Below are 16,371 nucleotides of genomic sequence, written 5' to 3' on the forward strand. Positions count from 1 at the left end.
AGTAGAATCGCTGCGGTCGCTGAAGCGGTTGTCGCAAGGACCTCACGACTCCCTAGATATCCCCGACTTAGCGAGCGGCTAAGCCGCCAGCAGGGGAACGATTTTGACCCCCTCTCGCAGCTTGTCTAGGTAATCAGCCCAAGCCTGCATCATGTTCCGTCGTTGGTTCAGGTACTGAGTGCGGTTGTAGGCCCGACCGTTTGCATCTTTCAGGGCATGCGCGAGTTGGGCTTCAATGATCAGCGGGTCGATCTCGAGGCGCTCAGCCAACATGGTGCGCGCCGTTGCTCGAAAGCCGTGCCAAGTGTGAATGTCTGATGAATAGCCCATGGTGATCAGCGCAGTGCGCACGCTGTTTTCAGAAATAGGCCGCTCGTGGCTTCGCTCACCTGGGAACACCATCACGCCGTGCCCGGTGTATCCATGAAGGCCTTTCAGAATCTCTACGGCCTGGCGTGACAGCGGCACCAAGTGCGGGTCGCCAAACTCCTTGCCGTCTTTTCCGCGCTTCATTCGCTCCGCCGGAATGGTCCAAAGAGCCTCTTCCAGATCAATTTCAGACCAGGTCGCTGCGCGCAGCTCACCTGGGCGCTGGAATAGCAGCGGAGCTAGCTGCAGGGCTGCACGCACAATCGGTCCACCTTTGTAAAGTTTGATGGCACGCAGCAGGTCGCCAAACTGGACTGGGTCTGTGATGGCAGCAAAGTGAGTTCCGCGGTAAGGGGTTAGAGCTCCTTTTAGGTCGCCCGTTATGTCTCGGTCCACCCGGCCGGTTGCGACGGCGTACCGCCAGACCTGCCGGCAGAGCATCAAGCCCCGGTCGGCAGTCTCAATGGCGCCGCGCTCCTCGGTCTTGCGCAGCGTCGCGAGAAGTTCGGTCGGGCCGATGTCCCTCATCCGTCGTTCCCCCACCCAGGGAAACAAATCGCGCTCGAGCTGGCGTAGAGACCTGGTCGCGTGCCCTTCGCTCCACAACGGCTTCTGCTTGTTGAACCATTCCAGGGCCACGACCTTAAAGGACTCGCCGCTCGGATTGCCTGCCGTCAACTTAGCGACCTTTCGGGCCTGGACAGGATCGACCCCGATTGCCTTCTGCGCCTTCGCTGCGTCGCGAGCGTTTCGTGCGGCTTTAAGGGACACGTCCGGATAGCTGCCAAAGGCCATCCGCCCCTCTTTTCCGTCGCGCCGGTACTTCCAAAACCAGCGGCGGGACCCGTTCGGCGCAACCTCGAGGTACAGGCCCCCCGAATCAGTAAAGCGGACACGCGCGCGCTCCGGGGGACACTGCGCGTTACGGCATTGAATTTCAGTCAACATGGGGGAACAGAATCCTTGAACACCCGAAAATCGGGTTTTGTTCCCCGCATTGTTCCCCCTTTTGAATCGGGATGTCAATAAATCGTATTGGACGAGTACAGACAAAAAAAGACCGGCTTTAGAGGAGAAAACCGGTCTTTTTGGACTTCTCTGGACTACGCCAGATTGATATATGGTGGAGCTGGGGGGATTTGAACCCCCGTCCGCAAGCCTTGTTCGGGCAGATCTACATGTTTAGCGGTCTGATTTGAGTCTCGCCACCTGTGTCGCGCAGTCGCACGCTACACAGGACGCCAGCACCCTATTTTCTTGCCCCGGGTTAAGGTACCCAGCCCAGAGCCAGCCGATGAAATTATCTTTACAGCCGGGAGCATTTAACTTGCGCTAAACACCCCTTGCCCAGCCCATCGGCCTGCTGTTGTAAAGCTCACTGGCAATTAAGCAGCGAGTGCGAAACGTTCGTCGTTTGCAGTTAGTTTGTTTGAATCAGTTTTACGAGCACACTCAGCTCGACATGCACCACACCGCGTCCGAACCCACGTCGAAACCAATGCAGCCCCAGGAGGCCTAGTTTACGCCATTCGCAGCAAATTCAAGAGCGCGCCGGGCGCAGTGATGGTGGCGTCGGCTTTCCAGTCCCCGGTATCGGCGGTTTTGCCGAGGTAGCCGTAGGCCGCGGCCACCGTGGGCATGCCCGCAGCCCGTCCTGCGAGGATGTCGCGCTCGTCATCACCGACATAAATGCAGCGCCCGGGCGCGAGCTCGAGCTGGCGCGCCGCTTCCAGCAAGGGGGCCGGATGGGGTTTGGCATGCGGTGTGGTGTCGCCACTGATGATGGTTTTCGCTGTATTGAACAAAGGCATGGCCTTGGTCAGCGGAATGGTGAAGCGGGCGGACTTGTTGGTCACCACGCCCCATTTGAGGCCCATCTGGTCGATGCGGGCGATCAGATCCACCACACCCTCAAATACGGAGGTGTTTTCGGTCATGCGCGATTCGTAGTTGCTGAAAAACTCCTCCCGGAGCTCACCAAAGCCGGCGTCTTCTGGCGCCAACCCAAAGGCCACGGCAATCATGCCGCGCGCACCCGCGCCGGCCATGGGACGGTAAAGCGCAAGGGGCAGCGATTCCAGGCCACGGTCCGTGCGCATTTTGTCGGCCGCAGCGCCCAGATCAGGGGCACTGTCAATCAGGGTGCCGTCGAGGTCGAACAGCACGGCATCGGTGTCTTGGAACATGTAGCGGGAATATAGGTAAAAGCGAAACTCAGCTCTTTTGCGTGGCCAGCAGGTAATTCACGCTGGTGTCAGCACTGAGCCAATAGTGACGTGTCAGGGGGTTGTATTCCATGCCCCGGGTTTGCTCAAGCGAAAGACCGGAGGCGCGGCAGTACCCGGCCAGCTCACTGGGTTTGATCAGTTTGGCGTACTCGTGGGTGCCGCGTGGCAGCATATTCAGTACGTATTCCGCCCCAACGATGGCAAACAGAAAGGCCTTGGCATTGCGATTGATGGTCGAAAAAAACACATACCCGCCAGGCTTGACCAGCGCGGCACAGGCCTTGACGATGGAAGACGGGTCGGGCACGTGCTCCAGCATTTCCATGCAGGTGACGACATCAAAACGGCCAGGCTGCTCGGCGGCCAGCGCTTCGGCGCTAATTTCACGGTATTGGACACCTTCGGTCTGGGCCTCCAGTGCGTGAAGCTGGGCGACTTTCAGCGCTTTGGTCGCCAGATCAATGCCCAGGACATCGGCGCCGCGGCGTGCCATCGAGTCGGCCAAAATGCCGCCGCCGCAGCCGACGTCGAGCACACGCAGCCCTTTGAGCGGAACCAGGCTCTCAATCCAGCCCAAACGGAGCGGATTGATCTGGTGCAAGGGGCGAAATTCACTCTCGGTGTCCCACCAGCGGTGGGCCAGGTCCGAGAATTTCGCCAGTTCGGCAGGGTCGAAGTTATCGCTGATAGACATGACGCATTATCGTTGAGGCATAAAAAAACCGCGCCGTAGCGCGGTTTTTAAGCGATCCCAGAGGATTACTTGTTGGCGCGGGTGCCAACCACTTCGATTTCCACGCGGCGATTCTTCGCGCGGCCTTCGGCGGTCTTGTTGTCAGCAACTGGCTGTTTCTCGCCCTTGCCTTCAGTGTAGACGCGGTTTTTCTCGATGCCCTTGGACACGAGATATGCCTTGACGGCTTCCGAACGGCGAACCGACAGCTTCTGGTTGTAAGCATCGCTACCCACGGAGTCGGTGTGACCCACGGCAATGATGACTTCCAGGTTGATGTCCTTGATCTTGCCGACCAGGTCATCCAGCTTGGCTTTGCCTTCTGGCTTGATCACTGACTTGTTGAAGTCAAAGAAAGCGTCAGCAGCGTAGGTAACTTTCGTCGCGGCAGGAGGAGGCGGGGTAGGAGTAGGAGTAGGCGTCGCAGTTTGACCAACAACCGGAGGAGCAGCAGGAGCCATCGCAGGGGCAATTGCGCCGTCGCAACCAGGCGCTGCAGTAGCAGGCGTCCAGTTGGCGTCACGCCAGCACAGTTCGTTGGTACCGTTTTTCCAGACCAGTTCGTTGGAACCGTTTTTCCAGTTGTCGATAGTTTGTGCACCAGCGGCGGTAACAAGCGCTGCGGAAGCAAACAACATTGCCACTTTGTTGAGTTTCTTCATGGTTCTCCTCTAGAGAAAAGCCGCAGACTGGCTGCGATTAGTAATTTACACGCCGTGAGTGACCATCACTCAAAGCGTTACATCGATTGTGCCACACCTGTCTGAACCTTCAAGCACGCTATCGGCTTCGTCTGACACAGACTTAAGATTCTTCAGCATTTGTTGCTGTCCCGCCACAGGCCATCGCTTTAAACTCCGGCCTTAAAATCAGCGGTTTCCTTCAAGAATCTCGAAATCCCAACCAGGCCGCTCATGACCCAGTTCGCAAAAGAAACCCTGCCCATCAGTCTTGAAGAGGAAATGCGGCGAAGCTACCTCGATTACGCAATGAGCGTGATCGTTGGGCGGGCCCTGCCTGATGCAAGGGATGGCCTCAAGCCGGTACACCGGCGCGTGCTTTTTGCCATGCACGAGCTGAACAACGACTGGAACCGCCCTTACAAAAAGTCAGCGCGTATCGTCGGCGATGTGATCGGCAAGTACCATCCGCACGGCGACCAGTCAGTCTACGACACCATTGTGCGGATGGCCCAGGACTTTTCCTTGCGCCACCTGCTGGTTGACGGCCAGGGGAATTTCGGCTCTGTCGACGGCGACAACGCTGCGGCCATGCGGTACACCGAAATCCGCCTGTCAAAAATCGCCCACGAACTGCTGGCCGACCTTGACAAGGAAACCGTCGATTTCGGCCCCAACTACGACGGCAGCGAGCAGGAACCGTTGGTCATGCCTACGCGTTTGCCGAACCTGCTGGTCAACGGATCAGGTGGCATTGCGGTGGGCATGGCAACCAACATTCCACCTCACAACCTCAACGAAGTGGTCGATGCCTGCCTTCACATGCTGAAAAACCCGGGGGCCTCCATTGATGAGTTGATGGAGATCGTGCCCGCACCTGACTTTCCCACGGGCGGCATTATTTACGGCATCAACGGCGTCAAGGACGGCTACCGCACCGGCCGCGGCAAGGTGGTCATGCGTGCCAAGTGCCATTTCGAGGACATCGACAAGGGCCAGCGCCAGTCGATCATCGTCGACGAGCTCCCCTACCAGGTCAATAAAAAGACGCTTCAGGAGCGCATGGCCGAGCTGGTGCATGAGAAGAAAATCGAAGGCATCAGCCATATCCAGGACGAGAGCGACAAGTCGGGCATGCGCCTGGTGATTGAACTCAAGCGCGGCGAAGTGCCCGAAGTAGTGCTGAACAACCTGTACAAGCAGACCCAGCTGCAGGACACCTTCGGCATCAATATGGTGGCACTGGTCAACGGCCAGCCCAAGCTTTGCAACCTGAAGGACCTGATCCAGGTCTTCCTGTCGCACCGCCGTGAAGTCGTGACGCGCCGCACCGTGTTCACGCTGCGCAAGGCGCGCGAACGCGGACACGTGCTGGAAGGCCTGGCAGTGGCCCTGGCCAATATTGACGACTTCATCGCCATCATCCGCAACGCCCCCACGCCTCCCGTCGCCAAGGCAGAGCTGATGCTGCGCCCCTGGGACAGCAGCCTGGTGCGCGAAATGCTGACCCGCACGCGTGCCGATGGCGGCGTGGTCAACGCCGATGACTACCGCCCCGATGGCCTCGAGAAAATGTTTGGCATGGGCAACGACGGGCTGTACCGCCTCTCGGAAACGCAGGCACAGGAAATCCTGCAGATGCGCCTGCAACGCCTGACCGGCCTGGAGCAGGACAAGATCGTGGCCGAGTACAAGGAAGTCATGGCTGAGATCGATGACTTGCTCGACATCCTGGCAAAACCAGAACGGGTTTCCATCATCATTGGCGAGGAACTGTCGGCTATCAAGCTGGAATTCGGCCAGACAAAGCTCGGCGCCCGCCGTAGCCAGATCGAGCACAGCTCGTTTGATCTCAGTACCGAAGACCTGATCACCCCCACCGACATGGTGGTGACGCTTTCCCACACCGGATATATCAAGAGCCAGCCGCTGTCGGAATACCGGGCGCAAAAACGCGGCGGCCGCGGCAAGCTGGCCACCGCCACCAAGGAAGACGACTGGGTCGACCAGCTCTTCATCGCCAACACGCACGATTACATTCTGTGCTTTTCCAATCGCGGCCGGCTCTACTGGCTCAAGGTCTGGGAAGTACCCGCCGGTTCTCGCGGCTCGCGCGGGCGTCCCATCGTCAACATGTTCCCTTTGCAGGAAGGTGAAAAAATCACCGTCGTCCTTCCTCTCACGGGCGAAAAGCGCAGCTTTCCGGCTGATCAGTACGTCTTCATGGCCACCTCCATGGGCACCGTGAAAAAAACCGCCCTCGACGAATTTAACAATCCGCGCAAGGCCGGCATCATCGCGGTCGACCTTGATGCGGGGGACTACCTGATTGGTGCGTCGCTGACTGACGGCAAGCACGACGTGATGCTGTTCAGTGACGGCGGCAAGGCCGTGCGCTTCGACGAAAACGACGTGCGCCCCATGGGCCGCAATGCGCGTGGCGTGCGCGGCATGATGCTCGAAGACGGCCAGGGCGTGATCGCCATGCTGGTCGCCGAAGACGAGCAGCAAAGTGTGCTCACAGCCACCCAGAACGGATATGGCAAACGCACGTCCATCACCGAATACACGCGTCACGGCCGCGGCACCAAGGGCATGATCGCCATCCAGCAGAGCGAGCGCAACGGCAAGGTGGTCGCAGCCACGCTGGTTCACGTGGACGACGAGATCATGCTGATCACCGACAAGGGCGTGCTGGTCCGCACGCGCGTCAGCGAAATCCGCGAAATGGGAAGGGCTACACAGGGTGTTACGCTCATCGGCCTTGACGAAGGTTCACAATTAAGCGGCCTTCAGCGCATCGTTGAAAACGATGCCTCGCTGGATGAACCCGATACTGAAACCGGTACCGGCACAGACACCCCCAACATCGAAAGTACCTGATGAAAAACTTCCTTACCGCTATCACGGTCGCTGCCATGGCCTGCGGCGCCACGGCTGTTCACGCGCAGGCAGCAGATCCAAAAACAGAGCTGGCCAAAAAAGTGGTCGCGCTGCAGCAAGGGCCGGAGCTTGACCGGTTGGTGAACCAGCTTGCGGGCACCACGGCGCAGGAACTCATTGTTAAATGGGCTCCAAAAATGGACGCAAATGTTCCCAAAGCCAAGCAGCCAAAAGCGTCTGAAGAACTTAACGCCGAACTCAAGAAATATGCCGATGATGCGAGCCAGCTGATCAGCAAGCAGGTCAGCAAAGTCAGTGCCGAATCGCTGGTACCCGCGTATTCAGAACGGTTCACACAGGAAGAACTCCAGCAGCTTGCTGCTTTTTTTGAATCACCTGCCGTCAAGAAATACCAGGCTACGGCGCCCGAGCTGGGCAATGTCTTTGTACAAAAGCTGGTAGAAGCATCGCGTGCCGACGTCCTCGCACGTGCCAAGCAGTTCGACGACGTGGCGCTGAAGATCATTGGCACCGGCCCCGCGCCGGGAGCAGGCAAGCCGCCCGCCAAGAAATGACCCGTCCTTTCAATTTTTCCGCTGGCCCGGCGAACCTGCCCGAAGAGGTTTTGCGGCAGGCGGCGGGCGAAATGCTGGACTGGCACGGCAGCGGCATGAGCGTGATGGAGATGAGTCACCGTGGAAAGGAGTTCATTTCCATTTATGAAAACGCGGAGGCCGATTTCCGCGAGCTGATGGCCATTCCGGCCCACTTCAAGATCCTGTTCATGCAGGGCGGCGGACTTGCCGAAAATGCCATTGTTCCCCTCAATGTCTCGCAGGGTCGTTCGGCCGATTTCGTGGTAACAGGCAGCTGGAGTGAAAAATCGCAAAAAGAGGCACGCAAGTATTGCGATGTCCAGCTCGCTGCGAGCAATGCAGACAACGGGCACACACTGCTACCACCTCCGTCCGGCTGGAAGTTGCGGCCGGACGCAAGCTACGTCCACCTGTGCACCAATGAAACCATCCACGGTGTAGAGTTTCAAAGCCTTCCGGACCTTAAGGCCTTGGGAAGCGATGCACCACTGGTCATCGATTTTTCCTCTCATGTAGCATCGCGGCCGGTTGACTGGTCTCTCGTTGGCCTGGCATTTGGAGGTGCACAAAAAAACCTGGGGCCTGCAGGTGTCACGCTGGTGGTCATCCGGGAAGACCTGCTTGGCCGTGCGCTGGCGATTTGCCCCAGCGCTTTTGACTACAAGACCGTAGCGGACAACCAGTCCATGTACAACACGCCCCCCACGTACGCAATCTACATTGCAGGCCTTACCTTCGCGTGGCTCAAGCGTCAGCAAGAAGGCGGCGCTACCGGCATTGCCGCAATGGAGGCGCGCAACAAAACCAAGGCGCAGCTTCTGTATGACGCCATTGACGGCTCGCAGTTTTATCTCAACAAGGTCGACAAAAACTGCCGGTCCCGGATGAACGTTCCATTTTTCTTGCGAGACGAATCACGGAACGACGCATTTCTCTCAGGCGCCAAGGCACGGGGCTTGCTTCAGCTCAAGGGTCACAAGTCAGTGGGAGGGCTGCGCGCCAGCATTTACAACGCCATGCCACTGGCCGGTGTCCAGGCACTGGTGGAGTACATGCGAGAATTCGAACAAAAACACGCCTAGGATGAAATGTTTTTTCGCCCTCATTATGGTTCGCTTTTCCGGCAGATTTGCAGCGCCCGCCGCATGGCCGGGTGGTCTCTGACATGACCACCCATCTTGCAGATTTACGCGTACAGATTGATGCACTGGATCGAGAACTGCTCGCCTTGCTGAATCGCCGCGCCCAAGTCGCGGAGCAGGTCGGCGAAGTCAAGAAGCGCGAGGGTACGCCCTTTTTCCGCCCGGACCGGGTTGCGCAGGTTATTGAGCAGATCCAGCAAGCCAATCAAGGGCCGCTCAAAAACGAACATGTTGCTGCCGTATGGCGCGAAATCATGTCGGCGTGCCTGGCACTGGAGTCTCCCGTACGCGTGGCATATCTCGGCCCTGCCGGCACGTTCAGTGAACAGGCGGCACTGCAGTTTTTTGGCGCCAGCATCGAGCACGTACCCTGTGTCAGCATCGACGAGGTTTTTCGTGCAACGGCTGCCGGTAGCGCCAGCTACGGGGTTGTGCCGGTCGAAAACTCGACCGAGGGCGTCGTGTCCCGCTCTCTCGACCTGTTCCTGAACTCCCCCCTGCACATCGTTGGCGAGATCAGCCTGATGGTGCGCCACAACCTCCTGCGGCTTTCCGAGTCCCTGGAAGGTATCGAAGCCGTGTATGCACACCCCCAGGCCCTGGCCCAATGCCAGGGCTGGTTGACCACGCACCTCCCCAATGTGGAGCGCCGGGCAGCCTCCAGCAATGCTGAAGGTGCACGCCTTGCCTCCACCAACTCCGCATGGGCCGGCATTGCCAGTGACCGGGCCGCCACCCAGTTTGGCCTGTATACGGCCGCCCACGCCATTCAGGACGACGCGTTTAACCGCACGCGCTTTGCCGTGGTGTGCCTGCCGCAAACACTGCCCTCCCCCCCCGTCTCCGGCAAAGACTGTGTCAGCCTGGTGGTCTCCGTACCCAACCGCCCCGGCGCCGTCCATGACATCCTGATGCCGTTGAAAGCCCATGGCGTCTCCATGACCCGCTTTGAATCGCGCCCGGCGCGCTCCGGCCAGTGGGAATATTATTTTTATATCGATTTGCAAGGCCATCCGTCGCAGGACCACGTCAAGGCGGCACTGGCTGACCTGCAACAAATGTGCGCCTTTTACAAGGTTCTCGGAACCTATCCTGTCAGCGATTAATGCACGAACTCACAAAACCCCTGGTACCACGACATGTTTGAACAATTAGGTCTCATTGGATGCGGCCTGATGGGCGGTTCTTTTGCGCTGGCTCTCAAGCGCGCCGGTCTGGTCAAACGCGTGGTGGGCTATAGCAAGTCGCCTTCGACGACCGAGCGCGCACGCCAGATGGGTGTCATCGACGTAGAGGCGCCTTCCGCCTTGCTGGCAGTCTCCGGAGCTGACATTGTCCTGCTGGCGGTGCCGGTTTCTGCAACCGAAGCCACCTTCAAGGCGATTCGGCATCTTGTTGGTCCAAACACCCTGATCATGGATGTCGGCTCCACCAAGCGCGACGTGGTCGATGCCGCACGGCGGGTCCTGCAGGGCAACGTCGGTTCTTTCGTTCCCTGCCATCCCATTACCGGCAAAGAGGTGTCGGGTGTCGAACACGCCGATGTAGATCTCTACAACGGAAAGCAGGTCATCCTGACCCCCATAGAGCGGACTTTCACGGTCCAGCTGCAAAAAGCCACCGACGTATGGACCGCCATGGGCTGTCATGTCCTCAAGATGTCGCCGCAGGCACATGACGCTGCGTACGCCGCAGTCAGCCATCTGCCCCACCTGATCGCCTTTGCACTGATCAACGGCATTACCGGACAGGAGAACGGGAAGGATTACATGTCCCTGGCCGGGCCCGGCTTTCGCGACTTTACACGCATCGCTGCGAGCGATCCGAAAATGTGGCGCGACATCCTGATTGCCAACCGCGAAGAGTTGCTGGCGCAGTCCAAGATCTTTCAGCAGACCCTGCAGTCCCTCGAAGTACTCATTTCGAGCAGCAACGGCGACGGCCTGGAAGCGCTCATTGAGCAAGCCAGCGAGACGCGCGCCAACTGGCGCATCTCTTCTCAAAAATCGCATAAATAAACCTGCGATTCATGTTCGACATCGAGTTCCTGGACATCCCGCCCCTCAGTGGAGCGGGAGGCTCCGTCCGCTTACCCGGATCCAAAAGCATTTCCAATCGCGTCTTGTTGCTGGCTGCCCTGAGCCACGGGGAAACCACAGTTCACGATCTCCTGGCGTCTGACGACACTGCCGTGATGCTGACGGCGCTCAGGCAGCTTGGCTGCGAAGTAAAACAAGAGGGCAGCACCGCGGTGATCATCGGCCTTGGCGGCCGCAACGTTCACACACCGGTCAAGCTGTTTCTGGGCAATGCTGGTACTGCCATGCGTCCATTGACGGCCGCTCTGGCCTTGCTGGGCGGGGAATTTGAGCTGTCGGGCGTGGCCCGCATGCACGAAAGGCCTATCGGCGACCTGGTTGATGCCCTCCGGCAGCTGGGCTGCTCCATCGACTACCTGGGAAATGAAGGTTTTCCACCCCTGCGCCTGCGTTCCGGCCAATTGAACCTGAAAGACCCCATCCGGGTGCGCGGAGATGTTTCCAGCCAGTTCCTGACCGCCCTGCTGATGGCCCTGCCCATTGTGGCTGTCGACGACATCTGCATTGAGGTCGTGGGAGAGCTGATTTCACGGCCTTACATTGAAATTACGCTCAAGCTGCTCAAACGTTTCGGCATTGACGTGCAGCGCAAAGGCTGGGAGCAGTTCGTCATCCCCGCCGGCAGCCGCTACCAGTCGCCCGGAGAAATCCATGTTGAAGGCGATGCTTCCTCTGCTAGCTATTTCATAGCGCTTGGCGCAATAGCATCGGGCGCTGCAGGCCCAAATGGCATAGAAGTTTTGGGGGTCGGGGCAGACTCCATCCAGGGCGACATCCGTTTCGTGGAGGCCGCACGAATGATGGGCGCGCAAATCGACAGCACGCCCAATTCATTGCGCATCTCGCGCGGTGCGTGGCCGCTCAAGGCGATTGATCTGGATTGCAACCATATTCCCGATGCCGCGATGACGCTGGCCGTGATGGCGCTGTATGCCGAGGGGACCACCACCTTGCGCAACATTGCCAGCTGGCGCGTCAAGGAAACCGACCGCATCGCCGCGATGGCCTGCGAGTTGCAAAAACTCGGCGCCACGGTGGAAGAAGGGGTGGACTATCTCAAAATTACCCCGCCCCTGCCCGGCGAATGGAAAACCGCGCCCATTCACACCTACGACGATCACCGCGTAGCCATGTGTTTTTCGCTGGCCGCTTTCAACCCGGCCCGGTTGCCCATCCGGATTCTTGACCCCAAATGTGTCGGCAAAACATTTCCGGACTACTTCGAGGCCCTGTTCATGGTGGCCAAAGCAGATGTCAACCATATTCCGGTGATCTGCGTCGATGGCCCCACCGCCTCGGGCAAAGGTACCCTGGCAGCTTTGACGGCCCAACGGCTCGGCTACCACTATCTTGACTCCGGCGCCCTGTATCGCTTGAGCGCATTTGCCGCCTTGCGTGCCGACGTTTCGCTCGACGACGGGGCGGCTGTTGCGCAAATCGCCCGCACCATGCCGGTTCGCTTTCAGGGCGACCGGATTTTCCTCGGGGCGGAAGATGTGTCAGAAGCCATCCGCTCCGAAGCTGCCGGGATGGCCGCTTCCCGGGTCTCGGCCCATCCCCAGGTTCGCGCAGCGCTGCTGACCCTGCAACACAGTTTCCGGCAGTTGCCCGGGCTGGTAGCAGACGGGCGTGACATGGGAACCGTCATTTTTCCCGATGCGCCGCTCAAAATCTACCTGACGGCCAGCGCCCGGCACCGCGCTGAACGACGGCATAAGCAGTTGATTTCAAAGGGAAATTCAGCTATAATCAGCGAGATTCAGCAAGATTTAGAGGCACGTGACGCCCGCGATTCATCGCGAAAGGCCGCCCCTTTGAAGCCTGCTGATGACGCCCGTCCCCTGGACAATTCCTATCTGTCGATTGAAAAATCGGTTGATCAGGTGATTGACTGGTGGCAAGGCACCCGGCCCTTCTGACCCCCGACGCGCACCCTGCGCTTGGTCAGCAGGTTCATTAACGTAACCCGCAGCCTTATTCAACGTCTGGCCGCAAGCAACCGCCGCAAGCAGCTATAAAAACAATAGCAATTCCGCTATTGGAACCCTGTTGTGTGGATGAGGAAAATCATGTCTGAATCTTTTGCCGATCTATTTAACGAATCGCTCCAGCGCTCTGAAATGCGCACCGGTGAAGTCATCACCGCTGAAGTCGTTCGCATCGACCACAACCACGTCGTCGTCAACGCCGGACTGAAGTCCGAGGCCTATGTGCCGCTCGAAGAATTCAAGAACGACCAGGGCGAACTCGAAGTCCAGGTCGGCGACTTTGTCTCCGTGGCCATCGACTCCGTCGAAAACGGCTATGGCGACACCCTGCTGTCCCGCGACAAGGCCAAGCGCCTGGCTTCGTGGATGAGCCTGGAAAAAGCCCTGGAATCCGGCGAATTCGTCACCGGCCAGACCAGCGGCAAGGTCAAGGGCGGTCTCACCGTCCTCGTCAACGGCATCCGCGCCTTCCTGCCCGGCTCGCTCATCGACACCCGCCCCATCAAGGACTTGTCTCCGTACGAGAACAAGACCATGGAATTCAAGGTCATCAAGCTGGACCGCAAGCGCAACAACGTCGTGTTGTCACGCCGTGCAGTTGTCGAGGCATCCATGGGCGAAGAACGCGCCAAGCTGATGGAAACCCTGAAGGAAGGCTCCTCCGTCAAGGGCGTCGTCAAGAACATCACCGAATACGGCGCGTTCGTTGACCTGGGCGGCATTGACGGCCTGCTGCACATCACCGACATGGCATGGCGCCGCGTGCGTCACCCAAGCGAAGTGGTGACGGCTGGCCAGGAAATCGTGGCCAAGATCCTGAAGTTCGACACCGAGAAAAACCGCGTGTCACTCGGTCTGAAACAGATGGGCGACGACCCATGGATGGGCGTGAACCGCCGTTATCCACAAGGCACGCGCCTGTTCGGCAAGATCACCAACATCGCCGACTACGGCGCATTTGTTGAACTCGAGCCAGGCATCGAAGGCCTGGTCCACGTGTCCGAAATGGACTGGACCAACAAGAATGTGGCACCGAGCAAGCTCGTGGCACTGGGCGACGAAGTCGAAGTCATGGTCCTCGAGATCGACGAAGACAAGCGCCGTATCAGCCTGGGCATGAAGCAGTGCAAGGCCAATCCATGGCAAGAATTTGCACAGGAAACCAAGCGCGGCGACCGCGTCAAGGGCCCCATCAAGTCGATCACCGACTTCGGCGTCTTTGTGGGCCTGGCTGCCGGCATTGACGGCCTCGTGCACCTGTCCGACCTCTCGTGGAACGAACCCGGCGAAGCCGCCGTTCGCAACTACAAAAAGGGCCAGGAAGTCGAAGCGATCGTTCTGGCAGTCGACGTCGACCGCGAGCGCATCTCCCTGGGTATCAAGCAGCTGGATTCCGATCCGTTCACCACGTTCGTGTCGATCAACGACAAGGGCGCGATTGTGACCGGCAAGGTCAAGACTGTTGATGCCAAGGGCGCTGAAATCGATCTCGGCGAAGACATCATCGGCTACCTCCGCGCCAGCGAAATCAGCCGTGACCGCGTCGAAGATGCGCGCAACGTGCTGAAAGAAGGCGACGAAGTGTCCGCAGTTGTGGTGAATGTGGATCGCAAGACCCGCAACATCCAGCTGTCGGTCAAAGCCAAGGACAACGCTGACCAGCAGGAAGCCATGGCAACCCTGAGCCAGCAGTCTTCGCGCGAAAGCGCCGGCCTGACCAACCTTGGCGCCCTGTTGCGCGCCAAGCTGGACAACAACGAAAAGTAAGGCGACCGTGCAGCGGTGTGATGCGTCCCCGGCGGATTGCATCGCTGTACAGCTACTTTATCCATGACCCGAAGCGATCTTGTCGAAGAACTGGCAGCCCGATTCAGCCAGCTGACGCACCGCGACGCCGAATATGCCGTCAAGACGATTCTTGATGCCATGAGCGACGCGTTGGTGCGCGGCCACCGGATCGAAATCAGGGGATTTGGCAGTTTTTCCATCAACCGCCGCCCGCCTCGCATGGGCCGTAATCCGCGTTCCGGTGAAAGCGTGGCCATCCCTGAAAAACGGGTGCCCCATTTCAAGCCGGGCAAGGCGTTGCGGGAAACGGTGGATGCCCGTACCCAGGAGCTCCTGGCGGTCACGGATCCGAAGTAAGGTCTTGCTGTTTCCCCCCGGTGGTCTGGCTACAATCGCGAGACCACCACGGGGGACGACCAAGTGAAATACCTCATGTGGCTGCTCAAGGCAGCCATTTTTTTTACGCTGTTTGCTTTTGCACTGAATAACCAGCAAACGGTTTCGGTGAATTTTTTCTTTGGCACGATGTGGCGAGCACCTCTGGTGCTGGTTGTCCTGAGTGTCTTCGCCTGTGGGCTGGCGCTCGGTATTCTTGTCATGATGCCGCGCTGGTGGAAAAAGCGCAGATCGGCCAAATATGCCTCCTCCACCATGGGCCCCCATACCGTGACCGAAGACCCCTCCACCCTCCACCATGGAATTTGATTTCACCTGGGTCCTGCTCGGGTTTCCGATCGCCTTTACCTTGGGCTGGCTGGCCTCGCGACTGGATTTGCGGCAACTGCGCATCGAAAACCGCCAGGCACCCAAAGCCTACTTCAAGGGTTTGAATTTTCTGCTCAATGAGCAGCAGGACCAGGCCATTGACGCCTTTATCGAAGCCGTACAGAACGACCCCGACACCTCCGAGCTTCACTTCGCCCTGGGTAACCTGTTCCGCCGCCGCGGCGAATACGAACGCGCCGTGCGCGTACACGAACACCTGATGTCGCGCGGCGACCTGACGCAACCGGAACGCGACCGCGCCCAGCATGCACTGGCCCTGGATTTCCTCAAAGCCGGCCTGCTGGACCGTGCCGAGATCGCGCTGCGCAAACTGGAGGGTACACCCTTCGAAGAAGAGGCCCGGCTTGCGTTGCTGTCCATTTATGAACGCTCGCGGGATTGGCCTAACGCAACCGAAATCGCCGCCAGGCTGGGTACCTCCAGCCATGGCAGCTTCAGTGCCCGGCAGGCGCATTACCTCTGCGAGCAGGCCATTGCGTCCGCAGCGGCAGGCGACACAAGCCAGGCCCTGGAGACATTGCAGCAGGCTGTGGCCATGGCCCCGGTGTCGGCCCGCCCACTGATTGACCTGGCCAAACTGCAGCACCAGCTCGGCAAGTCCCAGGATGCCTTGCGCACATTGCAGAAGCTGGAAGACCTGGCACCGCAAGGCCTGCCACTTGCCGCCGGCCTGCTTGCCAATATCGCCCAGGCAAGCGGCCAGGAAGCCGCCGCACTGGAGTTGCTGAAGACCAGTTACGCCAACGCACCGTCCATCGACGTGGTTGAAGCCATCGTCAAACTGGAAAAAGACCCTGCGTCGGCACGCCAGTGGTATGCCAGGCACATGGAACGCCAGGCGTCCCTCGTCGCCGCCGGCAAATGGATAGAAGGGGAACAACTCCAGGATGCGCACCATCACGCACTGGTGCAGCGCTCGCTGGGTCAGGCAACCAAGCCGTTGATGCGCTATCGTTGTGCCGCGTGCGGCTTTGAAGCCACGCAGCACTTCTGGCACTGCCCCGGCTGCCAGGCCTGGGACAGCTACCCGACCCGCCGGATAGAAGAACTATGAACACCCCCGTGGCTGCGCTTCGCTC

General features: G+C 59.1%; 14 protein-coding genes and 1 other RNA gene. 10 read left to right on the forward strand and 5 right to left on the reverse strand.

What is annotated here, in order from left to right:
- Positions 1 to 78: 78 nt before the first annotated feature.
- The 5 genes from AC1DZE_RS00440 to ompA form a co-directional block, all read right to left on the reverse strand.
- Positions 79 to 1,317 carry a tyrosine-type recombinase/integrase gene (locus AC1DZE_RS00440; protein WP_477699671.1) on the reverse strand — a complete coding sequence of 413 codons (1,239 nt, stop codon included), beginning with the start codon at positions 1,315 to 1,317 and terminating at the stop codon, positions 79 to 81.
- 173 nt (positions 1,318 to 1,490) lie between these two features.
- Positions 1,491 to 1,877: a transfer-messenger RNA gene (gene ssrA, locus AC1DZE_RS00445) on the reverse strand.
- 12 nt (positions 1,878 to 1,889) lie between these two features.
- A complete protein-coding gene (locus AC1DZE_RS00450; protein WP_477673527.1) occupies positions 1,890 to 2,555 on the reverse strand; it encodes an HAD-IA family hydrolase in 666 nt (221 codons plus the stop codon).
- A 28-nt stretch (positions 2,556 to 2,583) separates the two neighbouring features.
- Positions 2,584 to 3,291: a bifunctional 2-polyprenyl-6-hydroxyphenol methylase/3-demethylubiquinol 3-O-methyltransferase UbiG gene (ubiG, locus tag AC1DZE_RS00455; RefSeq protein WP_477646284.1), complete on the reverse strand. Its 708-nt coding sequence runs from the start codon at positions 3,289 to 3,291 to the stop codon at positions 2,584 to 2,586.
- 65 nt (positions 3,292 to 3,356) lie between these two features.
- Complete coding sequence (gene ompA / locus AC1DZE_RS00460; RefSeq protein WP_477667946.1) at positions 3,357 to 3,992, reverse strand: outer membrane protein OmpA; 636 nt, start codon at positions 3,990 to 3,992, stop codon at positions 3,357 to 3,359.
- Positions 3,993 to 4,244: 252 nt separating this feature from the next.
- On the opposite strand from ompA, the gene gyrA reads away from it, so the two are divergent.
- The 10 genes from gyrA (at position 4,245) to lapB (ending at position 16,346) form a co-directional block, all read left to right on the forward strand.
- Entirely contained in the window at positions 4,245 to 6,893 is a 2,649-nt protein-coding gene (gene gyrA / locus AC1DZE_RS00465) for a DNA gyrase subunit A (protein ID WP_477667947.1), read from the forward strand.
- Positions 6,893 to 7,468 carry a DUF2059 domain-containing protein gene (locus AC1DZE_RS00470; RefSeq protein WP_477674394.1) on the forward strand — a complete coding sequence of 192 codons (576 nt, stop codon included), beginning with the start codon at positions 6,893 to 6,895 and terminating at the stop codon, positions 7,466 to 7,468. Before gyrA ends, AC1DZE_RS00470 begins: the two co-directional genes overlap by 1 nt.
- Entirely contained in the window at positions 7,465 to 8,571 is a 1,107-nt protein-coding gene (gene serC, locus AC1DZE_RS00475; RefSeq protein ID WP_477667949.1) for a 3-phosphoserine/phosphohydroxythreonine transaminase, read from the forward strand. The genes AC1DZE_RS00470 and serC overlap by 4 nt, the downstream gene beginning before the upstream one ends.
- An 83-nt stretch (positions 8,572 to 8,654) precedes the next feature.
- Positions 8,655 to 9,737, forward strand: a complete 1,083-nt coding sequence (gene pheA, locus AC1DZE_RS00480; RefSeq protein WP_477667950.1) for a prephenate dehydratase — start codon at positions 8,655 to 8,657, stop codon at positions 9,735 to 9,737.
- A 33-nt stretch (positions 9,738 to 9,770) separates the two neighbouring features.
- Positions 9,771 to 10,649: a prephenate dehydrogenase gene (locus AC1DZE_RS00485; RefSeq protein WP_477667951.1), complete on the forward strand. Its 879-nt coding sequence runs from the start codon at positions 9,771 to 9,773 to the stop codon at positions 10,647 to 10,649.
- Between the two features lie 11 nt (positions 10,650 to 10,660).
- Positions 10,661 to 12,649, forward strand: a complete 1,989-nt coding sequence (locus AC1DZE_RS00490) for a bifunctional 3-phosphoshikimate 1-carboxyvinyltransferase/cytidylate kinase (protein WP_477699672.1) — start codon at positions 10,661 to 10,663, stop codon at positions 12,647 to 12,649.
- A gap of 150 nt (positions 12,650 to 12,799) precedes the next feature.
- Positions 12,800 to 14,485, forward strand: coding sequence for a 30S ribosomal protein S1 (gene rpsA / locus AC1DZE_RS00495; RefSeq protein WP_457280054.1), 1,686 nt, complete (start codon positions 12,800 to 12,802; stop codon positions 14,483 to 14,485).
- A 63-nt stretch (positions 14,486 to 14,548) separates the two neighbouring features.
- Positions 14,549 to 14,863, forward strand: a complete 315-nt coding sequence (locus AC1DZE_RS00500) for an integration host factor subunit beta (RefSeq protein ID WP_477667953.1) — start codon at positions 14,549 to 14,551, stop codon at positions 14,861 to 14,863.
- Positions 14,864 to 14,926: 63 nt separating this feature from the next.
- Entirely contained in the window at positions 14,927 to 15,211 is a 285-nt protein-coding gene (locus tag AC1DZE_RS00505) for a LapA family protein (protein WP_457280053.1), read from the forward strand.
- Positions 15,201 to 16,346: a lipopolysaccharide assembly protein LapB gene (gene lapB / locus AC1DZE_RS00510; RefSeq protein ID WP_477667954.1), complete on the forward strand. Its 1,146-nt coding sequence runs from the start codon at positions 15,201 to 15,203 to the stop codon at positions 16,344 to 16,346. The genes AC1DZE_RS00505 and lapB overlap by 11 nt, the downstream gene beginning before the upstream one ends.
- Positions 16,347 to 16,371 lie beyond the last annotated feature (25 nt).

Source organism: Polaromonas sp. P1_F1 (assembly GCF_056405795.1).